The organism is Tsuneonella aeria (assembly GCF_009827495.1).
Classification (GTDB): domain Bacteria; phylum Pseudomonadota; class Alphaproteobacteria; order Sphingomonadales; family Sphingomonadaceae; genus Tsuneonella; species Tsuneonella aeria.
Genome location: NZ_WTZA01000001.1, coordinates 300,379 through 316,588 on the forward strand (window position 1 = coordinate 300,379; position 16,210 = coordinate 316,588).

Sequence of the window (16,210 nt, forward strand, 5' to 3'; positions counted from 1 at the left end):
CCACAATCCATTGCCTATCAGCGATAAGGTGCGCAAGTGGGGGGGGATGGTCGGAAGGGACGAAGAATCCGGGGAGGCAGCGGGGGCAGTGTCCGCAATGCCCCGCCGCCGTGTGTGGGCCCGGGTCGTCGCCGGCCTGCTGATCCTGCTGATCGCCCTCGCGGGCGCGGCCTGGCTCTCGCGCGAGCGGATCGCAGGCAACCTGATCGAGCGGCAACTCCGCACTCTCGACATTCCGGCGACCTACAGGATCGAGACGATCGGTCCCGACCGGCAGGTCCTGACAGATATCGTGGTGGGCGACCCCGCCGCCCCGGACTTGACGGTGGAGCGCGCCGAAGTCGCGGTCATCTTTCGCCTGGGGACGCCGCGCATCGGGCGGATTACCCTACACAGGCCCAGGCTGTTCGGAACATTGCGGGGCGGCAAGCCCAGTTTCGGCACGCTTGACAAGGTCCTGCTGCGCGACACCGGTCAGCCGCCGGGCTTGCCGAAGCTGGATGTGCGCCTGATCGACGGGCGTGCACTCATTGAAAGCGACATGGGCCCGATCGGGGTGAAGATCGACGGGGCAGGGCGGATCGATGACGGGTTTGCCGGGGTGCTGGCCGCGACGATGCCGCGCCTCAACCGTGCCGATTGCTCGCTGTCAGGCCTCACCCTCTATGGCCGGATCGCCACTGATGACGGCAAGCCTTCTTTCGAAGGGCCCATGCGCGCGGGGAATGGCGAATGCGCAGGCATGGCCATGCGCAACGTGGTGGCGGAGCTCGACCTTGCCGGCGATGCCGATCTGTCCGGGGTAGAGGGAAAGGCGGTCATCCAGACCGGTCTGCTGCAAACGGGCGCGACGATGTCTAACGGCCTCACTGGCCAGGTTCGCGCGTCCTGGCGGCGGGACGCGCTCACCGCTGAATATACCCTGGCGGCGCGCGGTGTGCGGAACCCGCAGGCGAGTGCCGCTCTGGTTACCGCGGACGGCATTCTTCGCGCCCGGCAGTCGTTCGGTTCAGTCGAGGCGCGCGCGGATCTGGAAGGCAACGGCTTGCGGCTCGGCAGCGGTCTCGATCGCCTGCTGGCGGATACCGCGCAGTCCACGGACGATACCTTGCTGGCACCCCTGGTGCGCCAGGCGCGCGCGGCGCTTTCCCGCGAGGAACGGGCGAGCCGCGCCATCGCAACCGTTTCGTTCCGCAAGACCGATCGGGGCGGCAGCCTCGTCGTCCCCAGCGCGACATTGCGCGGCCGCAGCGGGGCGACGCTGCTGGCGCTCAGCCAGGTGCACGTCCGGCTTGCGAGCGGTCAGGCCGCGCGCTTGTCCGGCAACCTCGCGACCGGCGGCGCAGGCCTGCCACGGATCGCTGGCCGGATGGAGCGCGCGTCGTCCGGCGCGGCGGTTCTCCGCCTGCGGATGGCGCCGTACAGCGCCGGCAGCAGCGCATTGGCGATCCCCGAACTGGTGGTCGCTCAACGCCGCGACGGATCGCTGGACTTCGAAGGGCGCGCACAGGCGAGCGGCCCGCTTCCGGGCGGTTCGACCCGGAACCTGCAGCTGCCGCTCGATGGCACATGGTCCGCGCGGGCGGGTCTTTCCCTATGGCCGACGTGCACGCGGGTCGCGTTCGACCGGCTCGCCATCGCGTCTCTGATGCTGGACCGCCGTGCCGTCACGCTTTGCCCGTCCAAAGGGCAACCGATCCTTCGCCAAACCCCGTCGGGAATTCGCCTCGCTGCCGGCGCGCCGTCGCTCGACCTTTCCGGCCGTCTCGCCGAGACGCCGATACGCCTGCGCAGCGGGCCCGTCGGTTTCGCCTACCCCGGCGCGTTGAGTGCGCGCGCGGTGGACGTCGCGCTCGGCCCCGTTGCGACTGCGAGCACGTTCCGAATCTCCAACCTCACGGCGACGTTCGGCAGGGAGATCGGCGGCACATTCGCCGATGCCGACGTGCGCCTTTTCGCCGTGCCGCTCGACTTGCGCGAGGCATCGGGCAACTGGCGCTATTCGGGCGGCGTCCTGCGCCTTGCCGAAGGGCGGTTCCGGCTGGTGGACCGGCAGGCGGAGCCGCGCTTCAATCCGCTGGTCTCGCAGAAAGCGACGCTGACCTTGCGGGACAACGTCATCAACGCGAATGCATCGTTGCGTGAACCGGAAACGCAACGCATCGTCACCGAAGCGGCGATCGTCCACAATCTTGCGAGCGGTGCAGGTCACGCGGACCTGGCCGTTCCCGGCCTGCTGTTCGACCGCGCCCTGCAGCCCGCCGCCCTGTTCCCCCGCGCGCGCGGCGTGATCGCAAACACCATGGGGACTGTGACCGGCACGGGGCGGATCGACTGGAACGCGGCCGGCGTCACCAGCCGGGGCCGTTTCAGCAGCGAATCGCTCGATTTTGCAGCGGCGTTCGGACCGGTGAAGGGAGCTCGCGGAACGATCGAGTTCAGCGACCTGCTCGGCCTGACGACAGCGCCGAACCAGCGGATCGCGATCGGTTCCGTCAACCCCGGCATCGAGGTGACCGAGGGCGAGCTTGTCTTCGCACTTAGAGGCGGACAATTTCTGTCTGTTGAAGGTGCAACCTGGCCGTTCATGGGCGGGACGCTGACCTTGCGGTCCACATCGCTCAACCTCGGGATGAGCGAGGAGCGGCACTATATCTTCGAGATCGAAGGGCTGGACGCCGCCCGCTTCGTGGATCACCTGGACCTCAAGAACATCGCCGCCACCGGCATCTTCGACGGCACCCTGCCAGTCGTGTTCGACAGCCAGGGCAACGGCCGCATCCAGGGTGGGCTGCTGATAGCGCGCCCGCCGGGCGGCAACATTTCCTATGTCGGAGAACTCAACCGCCGCGACCTGGGCACGATGGCGAATTTCGCATTCGACGCGCTGCGCTCGCTCGATTACCGGCAGATGTCGCTCGCCATGGACGGCAACCTTACCGGCGAGATCGTGACACGCGTCCGCTTCGACGGCGTCAAGCAAGGGGCAAGGGCCCGGCGCAATTTCCTGACCAGGCGGTTCGAATCCCTGCCGATCCGCTTCAACGTCACCGTTCGCGCGCCGTTCTACCAGCTGATCACGTCAATCAAGTCGATGTACGATCCGGCATCGGTGCGCGATCCCCGATCCCTCGGCCTGCTCACCGACGACGGCCGCATGCTCCGCCGATCTGTCACGCCGCCGGCACCCGACATTGCGCCGGACGATCTCATACCCGACCAACCGCCCGTTCAGACCCTCGAAAGCGAGAATTTGCCATGACGCGTTCCGATATGACCGATCGACCCGGTGCGCCCGTAGCCGCCTCAGCCAGGCGCCGTCGCGGCGTAGCGGTGGTGGCAAAAGGACTGGCGGGCGCGGTGATGGCCCTTGGCGGGGCGGCAGGCTGTGTCAACGTGACGGCCCCGGACAAGCCGATTGTCATCGAGTTGAATGTGAACATCCGGCAGGAAGTGATCTACCGCCTCGCAGCCGACGCGGGCGAGACGATCGAGGAAAACGAGGACATCTTCTGATGAGCAGCTTCTGGAATCTGGGCAAGGGCGCGATGCTTGCTCTTGCTGTCGTGATCGCAGCCCCGGCGAGCGCCCAGCGCGACCCCGCCTACGATGCCGCACGGGCCGCCGGCCAGGTGGGCGAAAAGATGGACGGCTACCTCGGCATCGTCGGGAACGGCGGGAGCCAGCTCCAGCGGATCGTGGCGGACATCAACATAAAACGCCGGGCGCTCTATGCGGAAAAGGCGCGCGCCGCGAATGCCACCCTCGAGGAATACGCCCTTACCGCCGGGTGTATCGCGATTGCGCGCACGGCGCCGGGCGAGAAATACCAGGCGCCCGACGGATCGTGGCAGACGCGCACGTCCGCCGCGCCGATGCGCGACAGCCGTTGTCCAGGTTGACGCATCGGCCGATTGAGCGGGAGAGCGGGCCGCGGTCGGTTGACTCGGCCTTGGGCCCTGCCTAAGGGGGCGGCGCACCGGCTCTTCCTTTCATAGGGTAGGGCCGGTTCCGTATATTTTCGAACCTGGCCACCCGTTCGCGGCGGCCGGGGAAGCGCAACGGACCGCACGCCTTGGCCGACCAGAACGACCACAATTCCGGCGACGACCTCGATCGCCGAATCGCAGACGCGCAAGCGCGCCAGCATAAAGGCGCCACCAACGCGCAAGGCCAGGCGGAAACGCGTGGCTGGGCCGTGGGCATAGAGTTCATCGGGGCCGTGCTGGTCAGCGGTTTCATCGGCTGGGCCATCGACAACTGGGCAGGGCTGGGAACCGCGCCGTGGGGCATGATCGTGTTCCTGGTGCTCGGCTTTGCGGCCGGTGTGCGCCGGGCGATGAAGACCTCCGCGCAGTTCGACAGCGATCCCCGCAACGACGGCTGACAGGCAGGATACGAGTTTCATGGCAAGCCCGATGGAGCAATTCGAGGTCGTCCGCATCCAGCCGCTCGAAGCGGCGGGGTACGATCTCTCGTTCACCAACAGTTCCTTGTGGATGGCGATCGCGCTTGGCGTGATCGGAATCTTCATGTTCGTCGGCACCGCCCGCCCGCAGCTCGTTCCCGGGCGCTGGCAGGCTGCGGTCGAGTACGTTTACGACTTCGTGCGCAACATGCTGTCCGAAAACGTGGGGCCCGAAGGCAAGCGCTATGCGCCGCTGATCTTCGCGATCTTCATGTTCGTGCTCGTGTGCAACCTGCTGGGGCTGCTGCCGTGGGTCGGGGCCTTCACGCCGACCAGCCATATCTCGGTGACGATCGGCCTGGCGTTCCTCGTGTTCATCGTCGTCTGCGTTGTCGGTTTCTGGCGGCACGGCCTGCACTTCTTCAGCCTCTTCTGGCCGAAGGACGCCAATATCTTCCTCGGCGCCTTCGTGTTCGTAATCGAAGTGCTGAGCTTCCTCTCAAGGCCGTTCACCCTCGCGATCCGGTTGTTTGCGAACATGACCGCCGGCCACGTCCTGCTGAAAGTGTTCGGGACGTTCGTGGTCGCGCTCGGCTCGTTCCAGGCCATCCCGTACGTGTTTGGCATCCTGCCGCTGGCAGTGAACGTGGCGCTGACCGCGCTCGAACTGCTGATCGCGGTTGTGCAGGCCTACGTTTTCGCTCTCCTCGCTTCGTTGTACCTCAACGACGCGGTGAACCTCCACTAACCGGGCATTTCTTGTCCGCCACACTGAACTACGCTTAGGAAAGGTTTTCGACATGGACGTTGCATCGGCAAAAGTTATCGGCGCGGGTCTGGCTGCGATCGGCGCGGGTCTTGCCGCGATCGGCGTGGGCGCGATCTTCGGCAACTACCTCAACGGCGCGCTGCGCAATCCCAGCGCCGACGCGCAGATGGGCGGCCGCCTGATCTTCGGCTTCGCCGTGACCGAAGCGCTTGGCCTGATCGCGGCGGTCGTCGCGCTGGCGCTGGCGTTCAGCTGATCTTCCGGATTACCGGCCTGGGCGCATTTTCGGCGCCCGGGCCGGATCCACTCTATTCCGACTGACGGGCGGCCTCGATGCCTCAATTCGATTTCGGTAACGTGTTCATCCCCCAGCTGTTCTGGCTGGCGGTGTTTTTCATCGTGCTCTACTTCGGCATCGTTCGCCTGACGCTGCCGCGTCTCGGCAAGGTGATGGACGAGCGGGCAAACCGGATCGACACGGATCTCTCGACCGCGCGGGAGGCGAAGGAAGCGGCAGACTCGCTCCGCGAACGCTACCAGGCCGAACTCGAAGCCAACCGTGAACAGGCCCGCGCGGCCCTGGCCGACGCGAAAGCGCAGGCGGGCAAGGCGCGCGAGCAACGCGTGGCTGCCGCGGACCAGGAGACAGGCGCGTTACTGGCGGCGGCCGAACAGCGGATAGCGGACGCTCGCGGCGCTGCTCAGGAAGCAATGCGCGATGTCGCCCGGGAAACGACCCAGGCCATCGTTGCTCGTCTAACCGGTACGGAGCCTTCTGCCGAATCGGCGGCAGGCGCCGTCGACAACGCGCTCGCCCGCCGCTGACAGGACATACGAGAGATGAGCGCACTTCCCGCAATCGTTGAAGAGCATCCCGCCGGTCATACGGAGGTTGCGGACCACGCCGAACCGACTTTGCTTGGGCTTGGCGCGGAAAGCTGGGTCTATGTCAGCCTGACGATCTTTTTCCTGCTGGCGATTTTCGTCTTGAAGGCACCGCAGAAGATCGCGGCTGCGCTGGACGGCCAGATCGCCGAGAAGCGCCGGAACCTCGACGAGGCCGCACGGATCCGCGCCGAGGCCCAGGCTCTTCTTGACGATGCCAAGGCCCAGCATGCCGCCAGCGCGCGTGACGCTGCGGCGATGCTCGACCACGCCCGGACGGAAGCAGCGCACATCGTGAGCCAGGCAGAGGCCGATACGGCTGCCCTGATCGAGCGGCGTAGCGCGATGGCGACGGCCAAGATCGCTGCCGCAGAGCGCGCGGTCGTGGAAGAGTTGCGCCGCGACGCAGCCAGCCTTGCAACGCAAGCCGCGACCCAACTGATCCGCGAGCGGCACCTCGAGGCCGACGACCGCAAGCTCGCCGACACGATCATTGCCGGGATCTGAGGCGGCTTAGGCCGGCCTATCGTCGATCTCTCTTCTCGACACGCTCGGGGAGAGACGGCGTGCTGGTTACCGCAGATCGATTGCTGCCCATTGGACGGCGACGAATGGGCGCTCGACTGACGTGACCGTAGCCGGGTGACGATCGTCGCCGGGCGGCAGGGACGTTGCAAAAACTCCCGCCGACTTCGATGGTTCTGAAGGGCCGCGTGATCCGATTCACAGAACGATGGCAGGTTTCGGCGGTTATTGGTTGAACGATGGCATGCGGGTTTCCCGATAGGACCAGCGAAAAAGGCGGAATCCCTGTGGTCGGCTGCTTGAGACAGCTTTCCTTTTCGGTCAGGGATGAAAGACCAACTTCCCGACCAGGCTGCCGGACGCCATCGCCTCAAATCCCTCCCGCCAGTGCATGAGGGGCAGGGTGCGGTCGATCGTCGGGGTGATGCGCCCCTCGGCTGCGAGGCGGGCGACGGCATCGGCGATCCGTGCACCGCGATCCGGGAAGCGCCGCGCATATTCTCCCGCGCGCACGCCGACGATCGAAAAGCCTTTGATCAGGGGGATGTTGGCCGCAACCTGCGGGATGCGTCCCGCAACGAAGCCGACGACCAGCAGCTTGCCGCCGAAGGCCACGCAGCGGGTGCTCTCGTCGAAAACGTCGCCACCCACGGGGTCGAATACGAGATCGCACAGGTGTCCTTCAGTGAGCTCTGCGACGTTATCCCGGAAGCGGCCGCGGTTATCGATAACAGCCGCGGGGGCGACGGCGCTTTCGATCCGTGACATCTTGGCGGGATCGTGGGTCCCTGCGATAACCGTGGCGCCCAGCGCCCGGGCGAGGTTGCAGGCCGCAAGCCCCACGCCGCCGCTTGCGCCATGGACCAGGACTGTATCGCCTTCCTGCATACCGCCGAGTTCGACCAGCGCGGTATAGGCGGTGACATAGGCAGCGCCGAGGCTTGCCGCCCGGTCGAAGTCGAGCCCGGCGGGTATGTGCCGCAAGGTTCCGGCGGGCAGGGAGGCGATCTGGGCGAATGCACCGGTCTTGGCGCCCCCCATGACGCGGTCGCCGGGCGCAAAGCGGCTATTCGGTCCGGCCTCGATCACCTCGCCCGCCATTTCCATGCCGGGCACGAATGGCACCGGCGGTTTGAACTGATATTCGCCCCGCGTCATCAGAAGGTCCGGATAATTCAGCGATGCCGCGCGCACCCGGACCAGCACATTTCCATCCGCGGGGACGGGGCGGGGCAGGTCCGCCATCTCGAGCCCCGAAAGGTCCGGAGTCAGGGACCGGACCAGCAGTCCGCGCATCGATTCAGAAATTGTCCTTGGCCGCGCGTAGGATTGCGAAGGTTTCCTCAGGCGTGTCGCCGCCCCAACGGCTACGCAGATCATCCCGGTCGGCGCGCAGGAAGGGGTTGGTCAGCAGCTCGCGTTCCAGCTTGGTGGGCACGGTCGGTTCATTCCGCATCCGCCGCGCGTCGATCTCTTCCACATATGCCCGCAGCTCTGCGTTGTCCGGATCTGCGCTGAGGGCGAAGCGCGCGTTCGCCTGTGTATATTCGTGCGCGCAGTACAGCATGGTTTCGGGCGGCAAGGCACGGATGCGATCGAGGCTTGCCCAGAACTGCTGCGGATTGCCTTCGAACATGCGTCCGCAGCCGAGCGCGAACACACTGTCTCCCACGAAGGCGATGCCGTCGTCAGCCAGGTGATAGGCGACATGGCCAGTGGTATGGCCGCCCACGTCGATCACCTTCGCTTCGTGCACGCCGATCGTGACGGTGTCGCCATCGTCCACGACGCGGTCGATCGGAGCGATCTTCTCGACTTCAGCCGGGGCGACGATCGTGCAGCCGGTGGCGGCCTTGATGGCGGCGTTTCCGCCGGCGTGATCGGGGTGCCAGTGGGTGTTCCATATCTGCGTGATCTGCCAGCCTTTCGCGGCCGCTTCGCGCAGATAGGCATCGGCGTCGGGCGTATCGATGCAGACCGTTTCCTGGCTGTCCGAATCGTGGACCAGGAAGCCGTAGTTGTCGGACAGGCAAGGGAACTGATGGATTTCCAGCATGGCGGGAGGATAGGCGCTCAGCCGCTCTCAGAAAAGGCCCGCCTGCTCGGTTGAGCGGGCGGGCCTTTCTGTTTCGGCGTGCGCGTCGCAGGCGTGAGTCCCGTGACGCAAACTAACCTCGCGGTTCGCTTACTGCTTGGCCTTCAGCGCTTCGCCGAGGATGTCGCCGAGCGAAGCACCCGAGTCGGACGAACCGTACTGTTCCACGGCCTGCTTCTCTTCGGCGATCTGGCGCGCCTTGATCGAGAAGTTCGGCTTCTTCGAACGATCGAAGCCGGTGACCATCGCGTCCAGCTTGTTGCCGACCTGGAAGCGGTCAGGACGCTGTTCGTCGCGGTCGCGGCCGAGGTCGCTGCGCTTGATGAAACCGGTTGCGCCATCGTCGCCGACCTGCACTTCCAGGCCGCCGTCACGCACTTCGAGCACGGTCACGGTCACGACGTCGTTCTTCTTGAGGCCGCTGGCCGAAGCGGCGGCGCCGGCAGTCGGTGCGCCCTTCTCGAGCTGCTTCATGCCGAGGCTGATGCGTTCCTTCTCGACATCGACGTCGAGAACGATCGCCTGGACTTCCTCGCCCTTGCGGTGAAGCGCCAGCGCATCTTCGCCCGAGATGCCCCAGGCGATGTCAGACATGTGGACCATGCCGTCCACGTCGCCGGGCAGGCCGATGAACAGGCCGAACTCGGTCGCGTTCTTGACTTCGCCGGTGACGGTCGAGCCGACCGGGTGGGCATCGGCGAACTCTTCCCACGGATTGCGCTGGGCCTGCTTGAGGCCGAGGCTGATGCGGCGCTTTTCGCTGTCGACTTCCAGCACCATCACTTCGACTTCCTGCGAGGTCGAGACGATCTTGCCGGGGTGGACGTTCTTCTTGGTCCAGCTCATTTCCGAAACGTGGACCAGGCCTTCGATGCCGGGCTCGATTTCCACGAACGCGCCGTATTCGGTGATGTTCGTGACCGTGCCGCTCATCTTCATGCCGACCGGGTACTTGGCGGCGACGCCATCCCACGGATCGCTTTCGAGCTGCTTCATGCCCAGGCTGATGCGCTGGGTATCGGGATTGATGCGGACGATCTGCACCTTCACCGTGTCACCGATATTGATGACTTCGCTGGGGTGGTTGACGCGCTTGTAGCTCATGTCGGTGACATGGAGCAGGCCGTCGATGCCGCCGAGGTCCACGAACGCACCGTAATCGGTGATGTTCTTGACGACGCCGTCCATGATCTGGCCTTCGGACAGCTTGTCGATGAGTTCGCTGCGCTGTTCCGCGCGCGTTTCTTCCAGGACCGCACGACGCGACACGACGATGTTGCCGCGACGGCGATCCATCTTCAGGATCTGGAAGGGCTGCGGCATGTCCATCAGCGGGCCGACATCGCGCACCGGGCGAATATCGACCTGGCTGCCGGGGAGAAACGCCACGGCGCCATCGAGGTCGACGGTGAAGCCGCCCTTGACGCGGCCGAAGATGCGGCCGTCCACGCGCTTGCCTTCGCCGAACTCGTTCTCGAGCTTGTCCCAGGCGGCTTCGCGGCGGGCGCGGTCGCGGCTGAGCATCGCTTCGCCGTCAGCGTTCTCGACGCGGTCGACGAACACTTCGACTTCCGAGCCGACCGTAAGGCCATGGTCGCCTTCGCCTTCGCCGCGGGTGAATTCCTTGAGGGCCACACGGCCTTCGCTCTTCAGACCCACGTCGATGATGGCCATGCCATTCTCGATCGCGGTCACGGTGCCTTTCACGACGCGGCCTTCGAAGCCTTCGTCGCCGGCGCCGCCGAGCTGTTCGTTGAGCAGCGCCTCGAAATCGGCGCGTGTGGGATTGGCGGTTGAAGCCATGTTTCGGGGGTTCCCGTTACTACGTTTGCTACCGGCCACCGGTTTTACCGGGGTCTTTACCCGTCTCTCGCACGATTGCGGGGTCAACGGGGCAAGAGGGCCGTCTTCTCCGCGCGGCCGGATGCCGCCGCGAAGGTCCTGTCGAGCGATGCTGTCGGGACGGGCGCGCACATACGCGCTAGCGCCTCTCAGGGCAAGCGCGAAGGCGCGCCGCCTCGACCGCCTCGACCGCAGCGGCTAGCGCCTGCTCCCTGGTCATTGCCGAGTTGTCGATAACGAACGCCCCTTCAGCGACCCGCAGCGGCGCGTCGGTGCGCGCGGCGTCGCGCTCGTCACGGGCGCGGATGTCCGCTGCGATTTCGTTCAGGGTCACGTCCGCTCCCCGCTCCCGCATCTCGCTCCACCGCCGCCGGGCACGGGTTTCGATCGCAGCCGTCACGAAGATCTTCACGTCCGCGTCGGGTGCAATGACAGTGCCGATATCGCGCCCGTCCAGTACAGCGCCACCGGCCTGCGTAGCGAACGTGCGTTGGCGCGCGAAAAGTGCCTGTCGGACCGAGGGGTGGATCGACACGCGACTGGCGAGCCCACCCGTCTCCTCGCTGCGCAGATGCGGATCGAGCAGCAGGCCGTCAGGAAAGCTTGTGGCGGCGAGGGCGTCGCCGCCATCGTCCGGATTGCCGCCATCGAGAAAAACCTGCCGGCCGACCGCGCGATAGAGCAACCCGGTATCGAGATAGGGCAGGCCGTAATGGGCAGCGAGCGCGCGGGCGATAGTGCCCTTTCCCGATGCGGTCGGGCCGTCGACGGCGATGATCATGCAAAATCCCCTAGTCGGCATTCGCGGACTTGAGAACCGCCCGCTCAATGTTATCTCGCCTGGGCGAGGGCCACGTCCCGCGTGCTTTTTGACAAGCAGGAGGTCCGGGACGGCCCGGCGGAAACCTTGAAGGAGGCTGCCGTGGCCTGGATCTACCTGTTCGTCGCCGGACTGTTCGAAATCGTGTGGGCGTATTCGATGAAGCTCTCGGACGGATTTTCCCGGCCGACATATTCCGCCATCACGATCATCGCGATGATCCTGAGCTTCGCCTTGCTGGCGCTGGCCATGAAGTCGCTCCCGCTGGGCACAGCCTACACCGTTTGGACCGGCATTGGTGCGGTGGGCGCCTTCATTCTCGGCATCGTGTGGCTCGGCGAGACGGTGAGCGTCGCGCGTGTTACGGCGGCGGTTCTGATCGTTTCGGGCCTGGTGCTGATGAAGGTGTCATCGCCCGGCTGACGCGCTGTCAGGATGCGCGTCGGCGCTCGACCAGTGCCTTGCCGATGCCGTACAGGGCGATCGACGCCCAGAACCCTTCGAGGACCAGGCTGGGCAGGTTTGTGTGTTCAACCAGCGACACGGTCAGCAGCGCCGCACCGGCGAGGTTAGTCCCGTGCAGCACGAACGGGTTGGGCGCCGCGTTGAAGGTGAGGTAGGCGTACGCGGCGATGATGCAGGCCATGCCGAAGAAGCCGACGATCGTATAGATATCCATGAGACGTCAGGCGCGCGCCTGTTCGAGCAGCGCCTCGAACGCCGGGAAACTGGTGCCGATGGGGCGCACGTCGTCGACCTCCACGCCGTCCACGCTGGCGAGGCCGGCGACCGCCATGCTCATGGCGATCCGGTGGTCGAGGTGCGTCTCGATCCGGCCGTCCGTCGTGCCTCGCAGCGGTGCGCCGCCGGACCCGTCAATCGCCAGGCCGTCAGCGGTTTCCTCGACTCGCGCGCCGACTGCGGCAAGGGCGGTGGCCATGGCCGCGAGGCGATCGCTTTCCTTGACGCGCAGTTCCTCGAGCCCGCTCGTGGTGGTGCGACCCTGGGCCAGGGCGGCAGCGACGAACAGGATCGGAAATTCGTCGATCATGCTGGGGGCCAGCGCCGGGTCTACCTCGATGCCCCGTAGCACGGAGTGGCGCACATGGAGGTCCGCTACCGGTTCGCCGCCGACTTCGCGCGGTTCGATCGCCGTAATGTCAGCGCCCATCTGCCGGAGCACCTCGATCAACCCGGCACGCGTCGGGTTGAGGCCGACGTTCTCGATCACGAGATCGCTGCCTTCTACCAGTGTCGCGGCAACGATGAAGAACGCGGCCGAAGACGGGTCGCCCGGCACGATAATGGCTTGCGGGCGCAGGTCCGCCTCCCCGTGGATGCGGATCGTGCGCGTGCCGCCGGATTCCTCCACTTCGACGCGAGCGCCGAAGCCGCGCAGCATCCGCTCGGTATGATCGCGAGTCGGTACGGGTTCGATCACGGTTGTAATGCCGGCGGTGTTGAGCCCGGCGAGCAGGATAGCGCTCTTCACCTGGGCGCTCGGCACCGGGAGACGATACTCGATAGGCACGGGGACGGGTGCGCCCGTCATCATCAGTGGCAGGGTCCCCCCCGGCGACGGGGTGAACTGCGCGCCGATCCGGCTCAGCGGTTCGATCACGCGGCCCATGGGGCGCTTCGACAGGCTGGCATCTCCGGTGAAGGCTGCGGTGATCGCGTGGCTGGCGATAAGGCCCATCAGCAAACGTGTGGACGTGCCGGAATTGCCCATCTCCAGCGCGCTTTCGGGTTGCAGGAGCGCGCCCACACCCACGCCGTGGATTGACCACGGATCGTCCGCCCTTTCCTTGTAGATCGTCGCGCCAAGGGCGCCGAGGGCCGCAGCCGTCGCCATGACGTCTTCGCCCTCAAGCAGGCCGGTCACGCGCGTCTCACCAACGGCGAGGGCGCCCAGCATGATCGCCCGGTGGCTGATCGACTTGTCCCCCGGTACCCGGATGCGCCCACGCAAAGGGCCAGCAGGCATGAAGCGGCGGGGCTGAGGCAAGGAGGGCGAGTTCATGGGAGATGTGTCCGGCGAGGGGCGGCGCGCGGCTTTTGACAGCGGGGGTGGGCTATGGCAAGGCGCGCCCGCTCTTGATTCCGGTGCGCCGGTTATCCATCAAGTCTCCCTATATTTCGCCTATCCGCCCCCGCGGGCAGGCAGCATCGAGGAATTGCAATGGTCAAGCCAGAGTGGGGCGCCAAGCGCCAGTGCCCCAAGTGCGGTGAACGGTTCTACGACCTCACCAAGGACGATCCAGTGACCTGCATCGAATGCGGTGAGCAGTGGGATCCGGAACCCGTGCTGAAGTCGAAGCAGCCGATCCCGTTCGAGGAAGAGAAGAAGAAGGACGCCGAGCCTGATTCCGATCTGGCCGACGACGAACTGGACGACATCGACGTCGATGACGACGAGGATTCGCCTGACAACGACGTGGACCTGGGCGGTGACGACGACCTGGGCGTTGCCACTGGCGGTGACGACAACGACGACGACACCTAATTCCCGCTTGCCAAGCGCAGGCCGGGTCCATAAAGGGCCCGCCTGCCGCTTCGGCGGCGCCGCATACTCCTCCCAGGAGGTCTGCGGACAGCGATGGAAATGGGGCCTTAGCTCAGCTGGGAGAGCGCCTGCATGGCATGCAGGAGGTCAGCGGTTCGATCCCGCTAGGCTCCACCATTGCACAACAGATAAGTCGGGTTCTCTGCTGAGGCTCGCACGCTGGCCGACGAGGTTTCGTCCGCCGGCGTTTTTCGCATTCGGCAGGCCCGCACGGGCCGCCCCGGTTTGAGGTAGCGCATGTTCGACAATCTGTCCGACCGCCTCGGTAACGTGTTCGACCGCCTGCGCGGCCGCGGCGCGCTGAGCGAGACGGATGTGCGCGAGGCGATGCGCGAGGTGCGGGTCGCACTGCTGGAGGCCGACGTCGCCCTGCCGGTCGCGCGGCGCTTCATCGACGCGGTGACGGAGAAAGCTGTCGGCCAGGACGTGCTGCGCTCGGTCACGCCGGGCCAGCAGGTCGTCAAGATCGTCCACGACGAACTGGTCGAGATGCTGGGCGGCGGGGAAGGTGCGCAGGCGGAAGATCTGAACCTGGCCGCCAAGCCGCCGGTCGTGATCATGATGGTCGGGCTTCAGGGTTCGGGTAAGACGACCACGACCGCCAAGCTGGCCAAGTATATCCGCGAGAAGCACGGGCGTAAGGCGCTGATGGCCTCGCTCGACGTGGCGCGTCCGGCGGCGCAGGAACAGCTCGCTGTTCTCGGCACGCAAGTCGATGTCGCGACGCTGCCGATCGTCAAGGGTCAGCAACCCGTCGACATCGCCCGGCGTGCGCTGGAATCGGCGCGCCTGCAGGCAATGGACGTGCTGTTGCTAGATACCGCGGGCCGGCTCCACGTCGATCAGGCCCTGATGGACGAGATGAAGGCGGTCGCCGGCGTCTCGGCGCCGACCGAAGTGCTGCTGGTGGTCGATTCGCTGACCGGCCAGGACGCGGTAAACGTGGCGCAATCGTTCAGCGGGGAAGTGCCGCTGACAGGCGTCGTGCTGACACGGATGGACGGCGATGCCCGTGGCGGCGCCGCGCTCAGCATGCGGCACGTCACCGGCAAGCCGATCAAGTTCGCAGGCACGGGCGAAAAGCTCGACGCGCTGGAGGCGTTTCATCCGGGCCGCGTGGCCGACCGCATTTTGGGCATGGGCGACGTTGTCAGCCTGGTGGAAAAGGCTGCCGCCTCCATCAAGGAGGAAGATGCCGAGGCGCTGGCAAAGCGCATGGCAAAGGGTCAGTTCGATCTCAACGACCTGCGCATGCAGCTGAAGCAGATGCAGAACATGGGTGGGCTGGGCATGCTGGCAGGCATGATGCCCGGCATGAAGAAGGCCAAGGCCGCGATGGCCAGCAGCGGCATGGACGACAAGCTGCTGGTGCATATGGACGCGGTCATCTCGTCCATGACGCCAATGGAACGCGAGCGGCCCGAACTGATGAATGCCAAGCGCAAGAAGCGCGTGGCCGCGGGCGCCGGCGTCGACGTGCAGGACGTGAACAAGCTGCTCAAGATGCACCAGGAAATGGCCCGCGCGATGAAGCAGATACGCAAGATGGGCGGCTTCAAGGGCCTCGCTGCCGCTTTTGGCAAGGGCGGTCTCGGCGGGGCGCTCGGCGGCATAGGTATGGGCGGGGGGGCGGGCGGCTCGGCTCCGCCGGCGCTCCCGGGGCTCGGCAGCGGCGCGATGCCGGCCAACCTGCAGGACCTGATGAAGAAGAAGTGATTTCAGTCGTTTACATTTGAAAGGTAAGACACAATGGCAATTGCAATCCGGCTTTCGCGCGGTGGCGCGAAGAAGCGTCCGTACTATCGCATCGTGGTGGCTGACAGCCGCGCGGCGCGTGACGGCAAGTACCTGGAACAGATCGGCACGTACAACCCGCTGCTGCCCAAGGACAGCGAGGAGCGCGTGAAGCTCAACGGCGACCGCGCGAAGCACTGGCTTTCGGTGGGTGCGCAGCCGTCTGACCGCGTGGCGCGCTTCCTCGATGCCGCCGGCATCCGCGAGCGTGCGCCCCGTAACAACCCGAAGAAGGGTGAGCCGGGCGAAGCGGCCAAGGAACGCGCGGAAGAGCGTGCCGCCAAGGCTGCCGAGGCAGAGGAAGCTGCCGCAGCTGCCGCCGCCCAGCCTGAAGCGGAAGAAGCGCCGGCAGTTGAAGAGGCCGCTGCCGAAGCCCCCGCGGACGAAGCCGCGCCGGGCGCCGATTCGCCGGCCGAGGGTGCCGCCGAGCCCGACGAAGGCAGTACGCTGAAGGCGAGTTCGGAAGAGCCCGTCGAAGGTAGCGAAGAAAAGGCGGAAGGCTGATC

At 66.0% G+C, this 16,210-nt stretch carries 18 protein-coding genes and 1 tRNA gene; 13 read left to right on the plus strand and 6 right to left on the minus strand.

Features of this window, described 5'->3' with window-relative positions; translation table 11 throughout:
• Positions 1–97 precede the first annotated feature (97 nt).
• The 8 genes from GRI40_RS01460 to GRI40_RS01495 all read left to right on the plus strand — a co-directional run bounded on the left by GRI40_RS01460 (position 98) and on the right by GRI40_RS01495 (position 6,569).
• Positions 98–3,262, plus strand: coding sequence for an intermembrane phospholipid transport YdbH family protein (locus GRI40_RS01460; protein ID WP_160609698.1), 3,165 nt, complete (start codon positions 98–100; stop codon positions 3,260–3,262).
• Entirely contained in the window at positions 3,259–3,516 is a 258-nt protein-coding gene (locus GRI40_RS01465; protein ID WP_160609699.1) for a YnbE family lipoprotein, read from the plus strand. Before GRI40_RS01460 ends, GRI40_RS01465 begins: the two co-directional genes overlap by 4 nt.
• Positions 3,516–3,902: a YdbL family probable chaperone protein gene (locus GRI40_RS01470; protein ID WP_160609700.1), complete on the plus strand. Its 387-nt coding sequence runs from the start codon at positions 3,516–3,518 to the stop codon at positions 3,900–3,902. Before GRI40_RS01465 ends, GRI40_RS01470 begins: the two co-directional genes overlap by 1 nt.
• A 173-nt stretch (positions 3,903–4,075) precedes the next feature.
• On the plus strand, positions 4,076–4,387 hold the full coding sequence (locus GRI40_RS01475; RefSeq protein WP_160609701.1) for an AtpZ/AtpI family protein: 312 nt from the start codon (positions 4,076–4,078) through the stop codon (positions 4,385–4,387).
• A 19-nt stretch (positions 4,388–4,406) separates the two neighbouring features.
• A complete protein-coding gene (locus tag GRI40_RS01480) occupies positions 4,407–5,156 on the plus strand; it encodes a F0F1 ATP synthase subunit A (protein ID WP_160609702.1) in 750 nt (249 codons plus the stop codon).
• Positions 5,157–5,208: 52 nt separating this feature from the next.
• A complete protein-coding gene (locus GRI40_RS01485) occupies positions 5,209–5,433 on the plus strand; it encodes a F0F1 ATP synthase subunit C (RefSeq protein WP_160609703.1) in 225 nt (74 codons plus the stop codon).
• A gap of 77 nt (positions 5,434–5,510) precedes the next feature.
• Positions 5,511–6,002, plus strand: a complete 492-nt coding sequence (locus tag GRI40_RS01490; protein WP_160609704.1) for a F0F1 ATP synthase subunit B family protein — start codon at positions 5,511–5,513, stop codon at positions 6,000–6,002.
• A 15-nt stretch (positions 6,003–6,017) separates the two neighbouring features.
• Positions 6,018–6,569 (plus strand): F0F1 ATP synthase subunit B family protein, encoded by a 552-nt coding sequence (locus GRI40_RS01495; protein ID WP_160609705.1) that lies wholly within the window; start codon positions 6,018–6,020, stop codon positions 6,567–6,569.
• Between the two features lie 339 nt (positions 6,570–6,908).
• On the opposite strand, the gene GRI40_RS01500 is transcribed toward GRI40_RS01495, so the two are convergent.
• The 4 genes from GRI40_RS01500 to GRI40_RS01515 form a co-directional block, all read right to left on the minus strand.
• On the minus strand, positions 6,909–7,883 hold the full coding sequence (locus tag GRI40_RS01500) for an NADPH:quinone oxidoreductase family protein (RefSeq protein WP_160609706.1): 975 nt from the start codon (positions 7,881–7,883) through the stop codon (positions 6,909–6,911).
• A gap of 4 nt (positions 7,884–7,887) precedes the next feature.
• Positions 7,888–8,643 carry a hydroxyacylglutathione hydrolase gene (gene gloB, locus GRI40_RS01505; protein WP_160609707.1) on the minus strand — a complete coding sequence of 252 codons (756 nt, stop codon included), beginning with the start codon at positions 8,641–8,643 and terminating at the stop codon, positions 7,888–7,890.
• 129 nt (positions 8,644–8,772) lie between these two features.
• Positions 8,773–10,485, minus strand: a complete 1,713-nt coding sequence (gene rpsA / locus GRI40_RS01510; RefSeq protein ID WP_160609708.1) for a 30S ribosomal protein S1 — start codon at positions 10,483–10,485, stop codon at positions 8,773–8,775.
• 178 nt (positions 10,486–10,663) lie between these two features.
• Positions 10,664–11,305 (minus strand): (d)CMP kinase, encoded by a 642-nt coding sequence (locus GRI40_RS01515; protein WP_160609709.1) that lies wholly within the window; start codon positions 11,303–11,305, stop codon positions 10,664–10,666.
• A gap of 141 nt (positions 11,306–11,446) precedes the next feature.
• Between GRI40_RS01515 and GRI40_RS01520 the strand changes: the two genes are divergently transcribed.
• Positions 11,447–11,767, plus strand: coding sequence for an SMR family transporter (locus GRI40_RS01520; protein ID WP_160609710.1), 321 nt, complete (start codon positions 11,447–11,449; stop codon positions 11,765–11,767).
• 7 nt (positions 11,768–11,774) lie between these two features.
• Here GRI40_RS01520 and GRI40_RS01525 read toward each other — a convergent pair whose 3' ends face one another.
• Positions 11,775–12,023: a CBU_0592 family membrane protein gene (locus GRI40_RS01525; protein WP_160609711.1), complete on the minus strand. Its 249-nt coding sequence runs from the start codon at positions 12,021–12,023 to the stop codon at positions 11,775–11,777.
• 6 nt (positions 12,024–12,029) lie between these two features.
• Complete coding sequence (gene aroA / locus GRI40_RS01530) at positions 12,030–13,331, minus strand: 3-phosphoshikimate 1-carboxyvinyltransferase (RefSeq protein ID WP_237488971.1); 1,302 nt, start codon at positions 13,329–13,331, stop codon at positions 12,030–12,032.
• A 195-nt stretch (positions 13,332–13,526) separates the two neighbouring features.
• On the opposite strand from aroA, the gene GRI40_RS01535 reads away from it, so the two are divergent.
• The 4 genes from GRI40_RS01535 to rpsP all read left to right on the plus strand — a co-directional run bounded on the left by GRI40_RS01535 (position 13,527) and on the right by rpsP (position 16,208).
• Complete coding sequence (locus GRI40_RS01535; RefSeq protein WP_160609713.1) at positions 13,527–13,850, plus strand: TIGR02300 family protein; 324 nt, start codon at positions 13,527–13,529, stop codon at positions 13,848–13,850.
• 101 nt (positions 13,851–13,951) lie between these two features.
• Positions 13,952–14,027 (plus strand) — tRNA-Ala (locus tag GRI40_RS01540).
• Between the two features lie 120 nt (positions 14,028–14,147).
• Complete coding sequence (gene ffh / locus GRI40_RS01545; RefSeq protein WP_160609714.1) at positions 14,148–15,626, plus strand: signal recognition particle protein; 1,479 nt, start codon at positions 14,148–14,150, stop codon at positions 15,624–15,626.
• Between the two features lie 33 nt (positions 15,627–15,659).
• On the plus strand, positions 15,660–16,208 hold the full coding sequence (rpsP, locus tag GRI40_RS01550; RefSeq protein ID WP_160609715.1) for a 30S ribosomal protein S16: 549 nt from the start codon (positions 15,660–15,662) through the stop codon (positions 16,206–16,208).
• Positions 16,209–16,210: the final 2 nt, after the last annotated feature.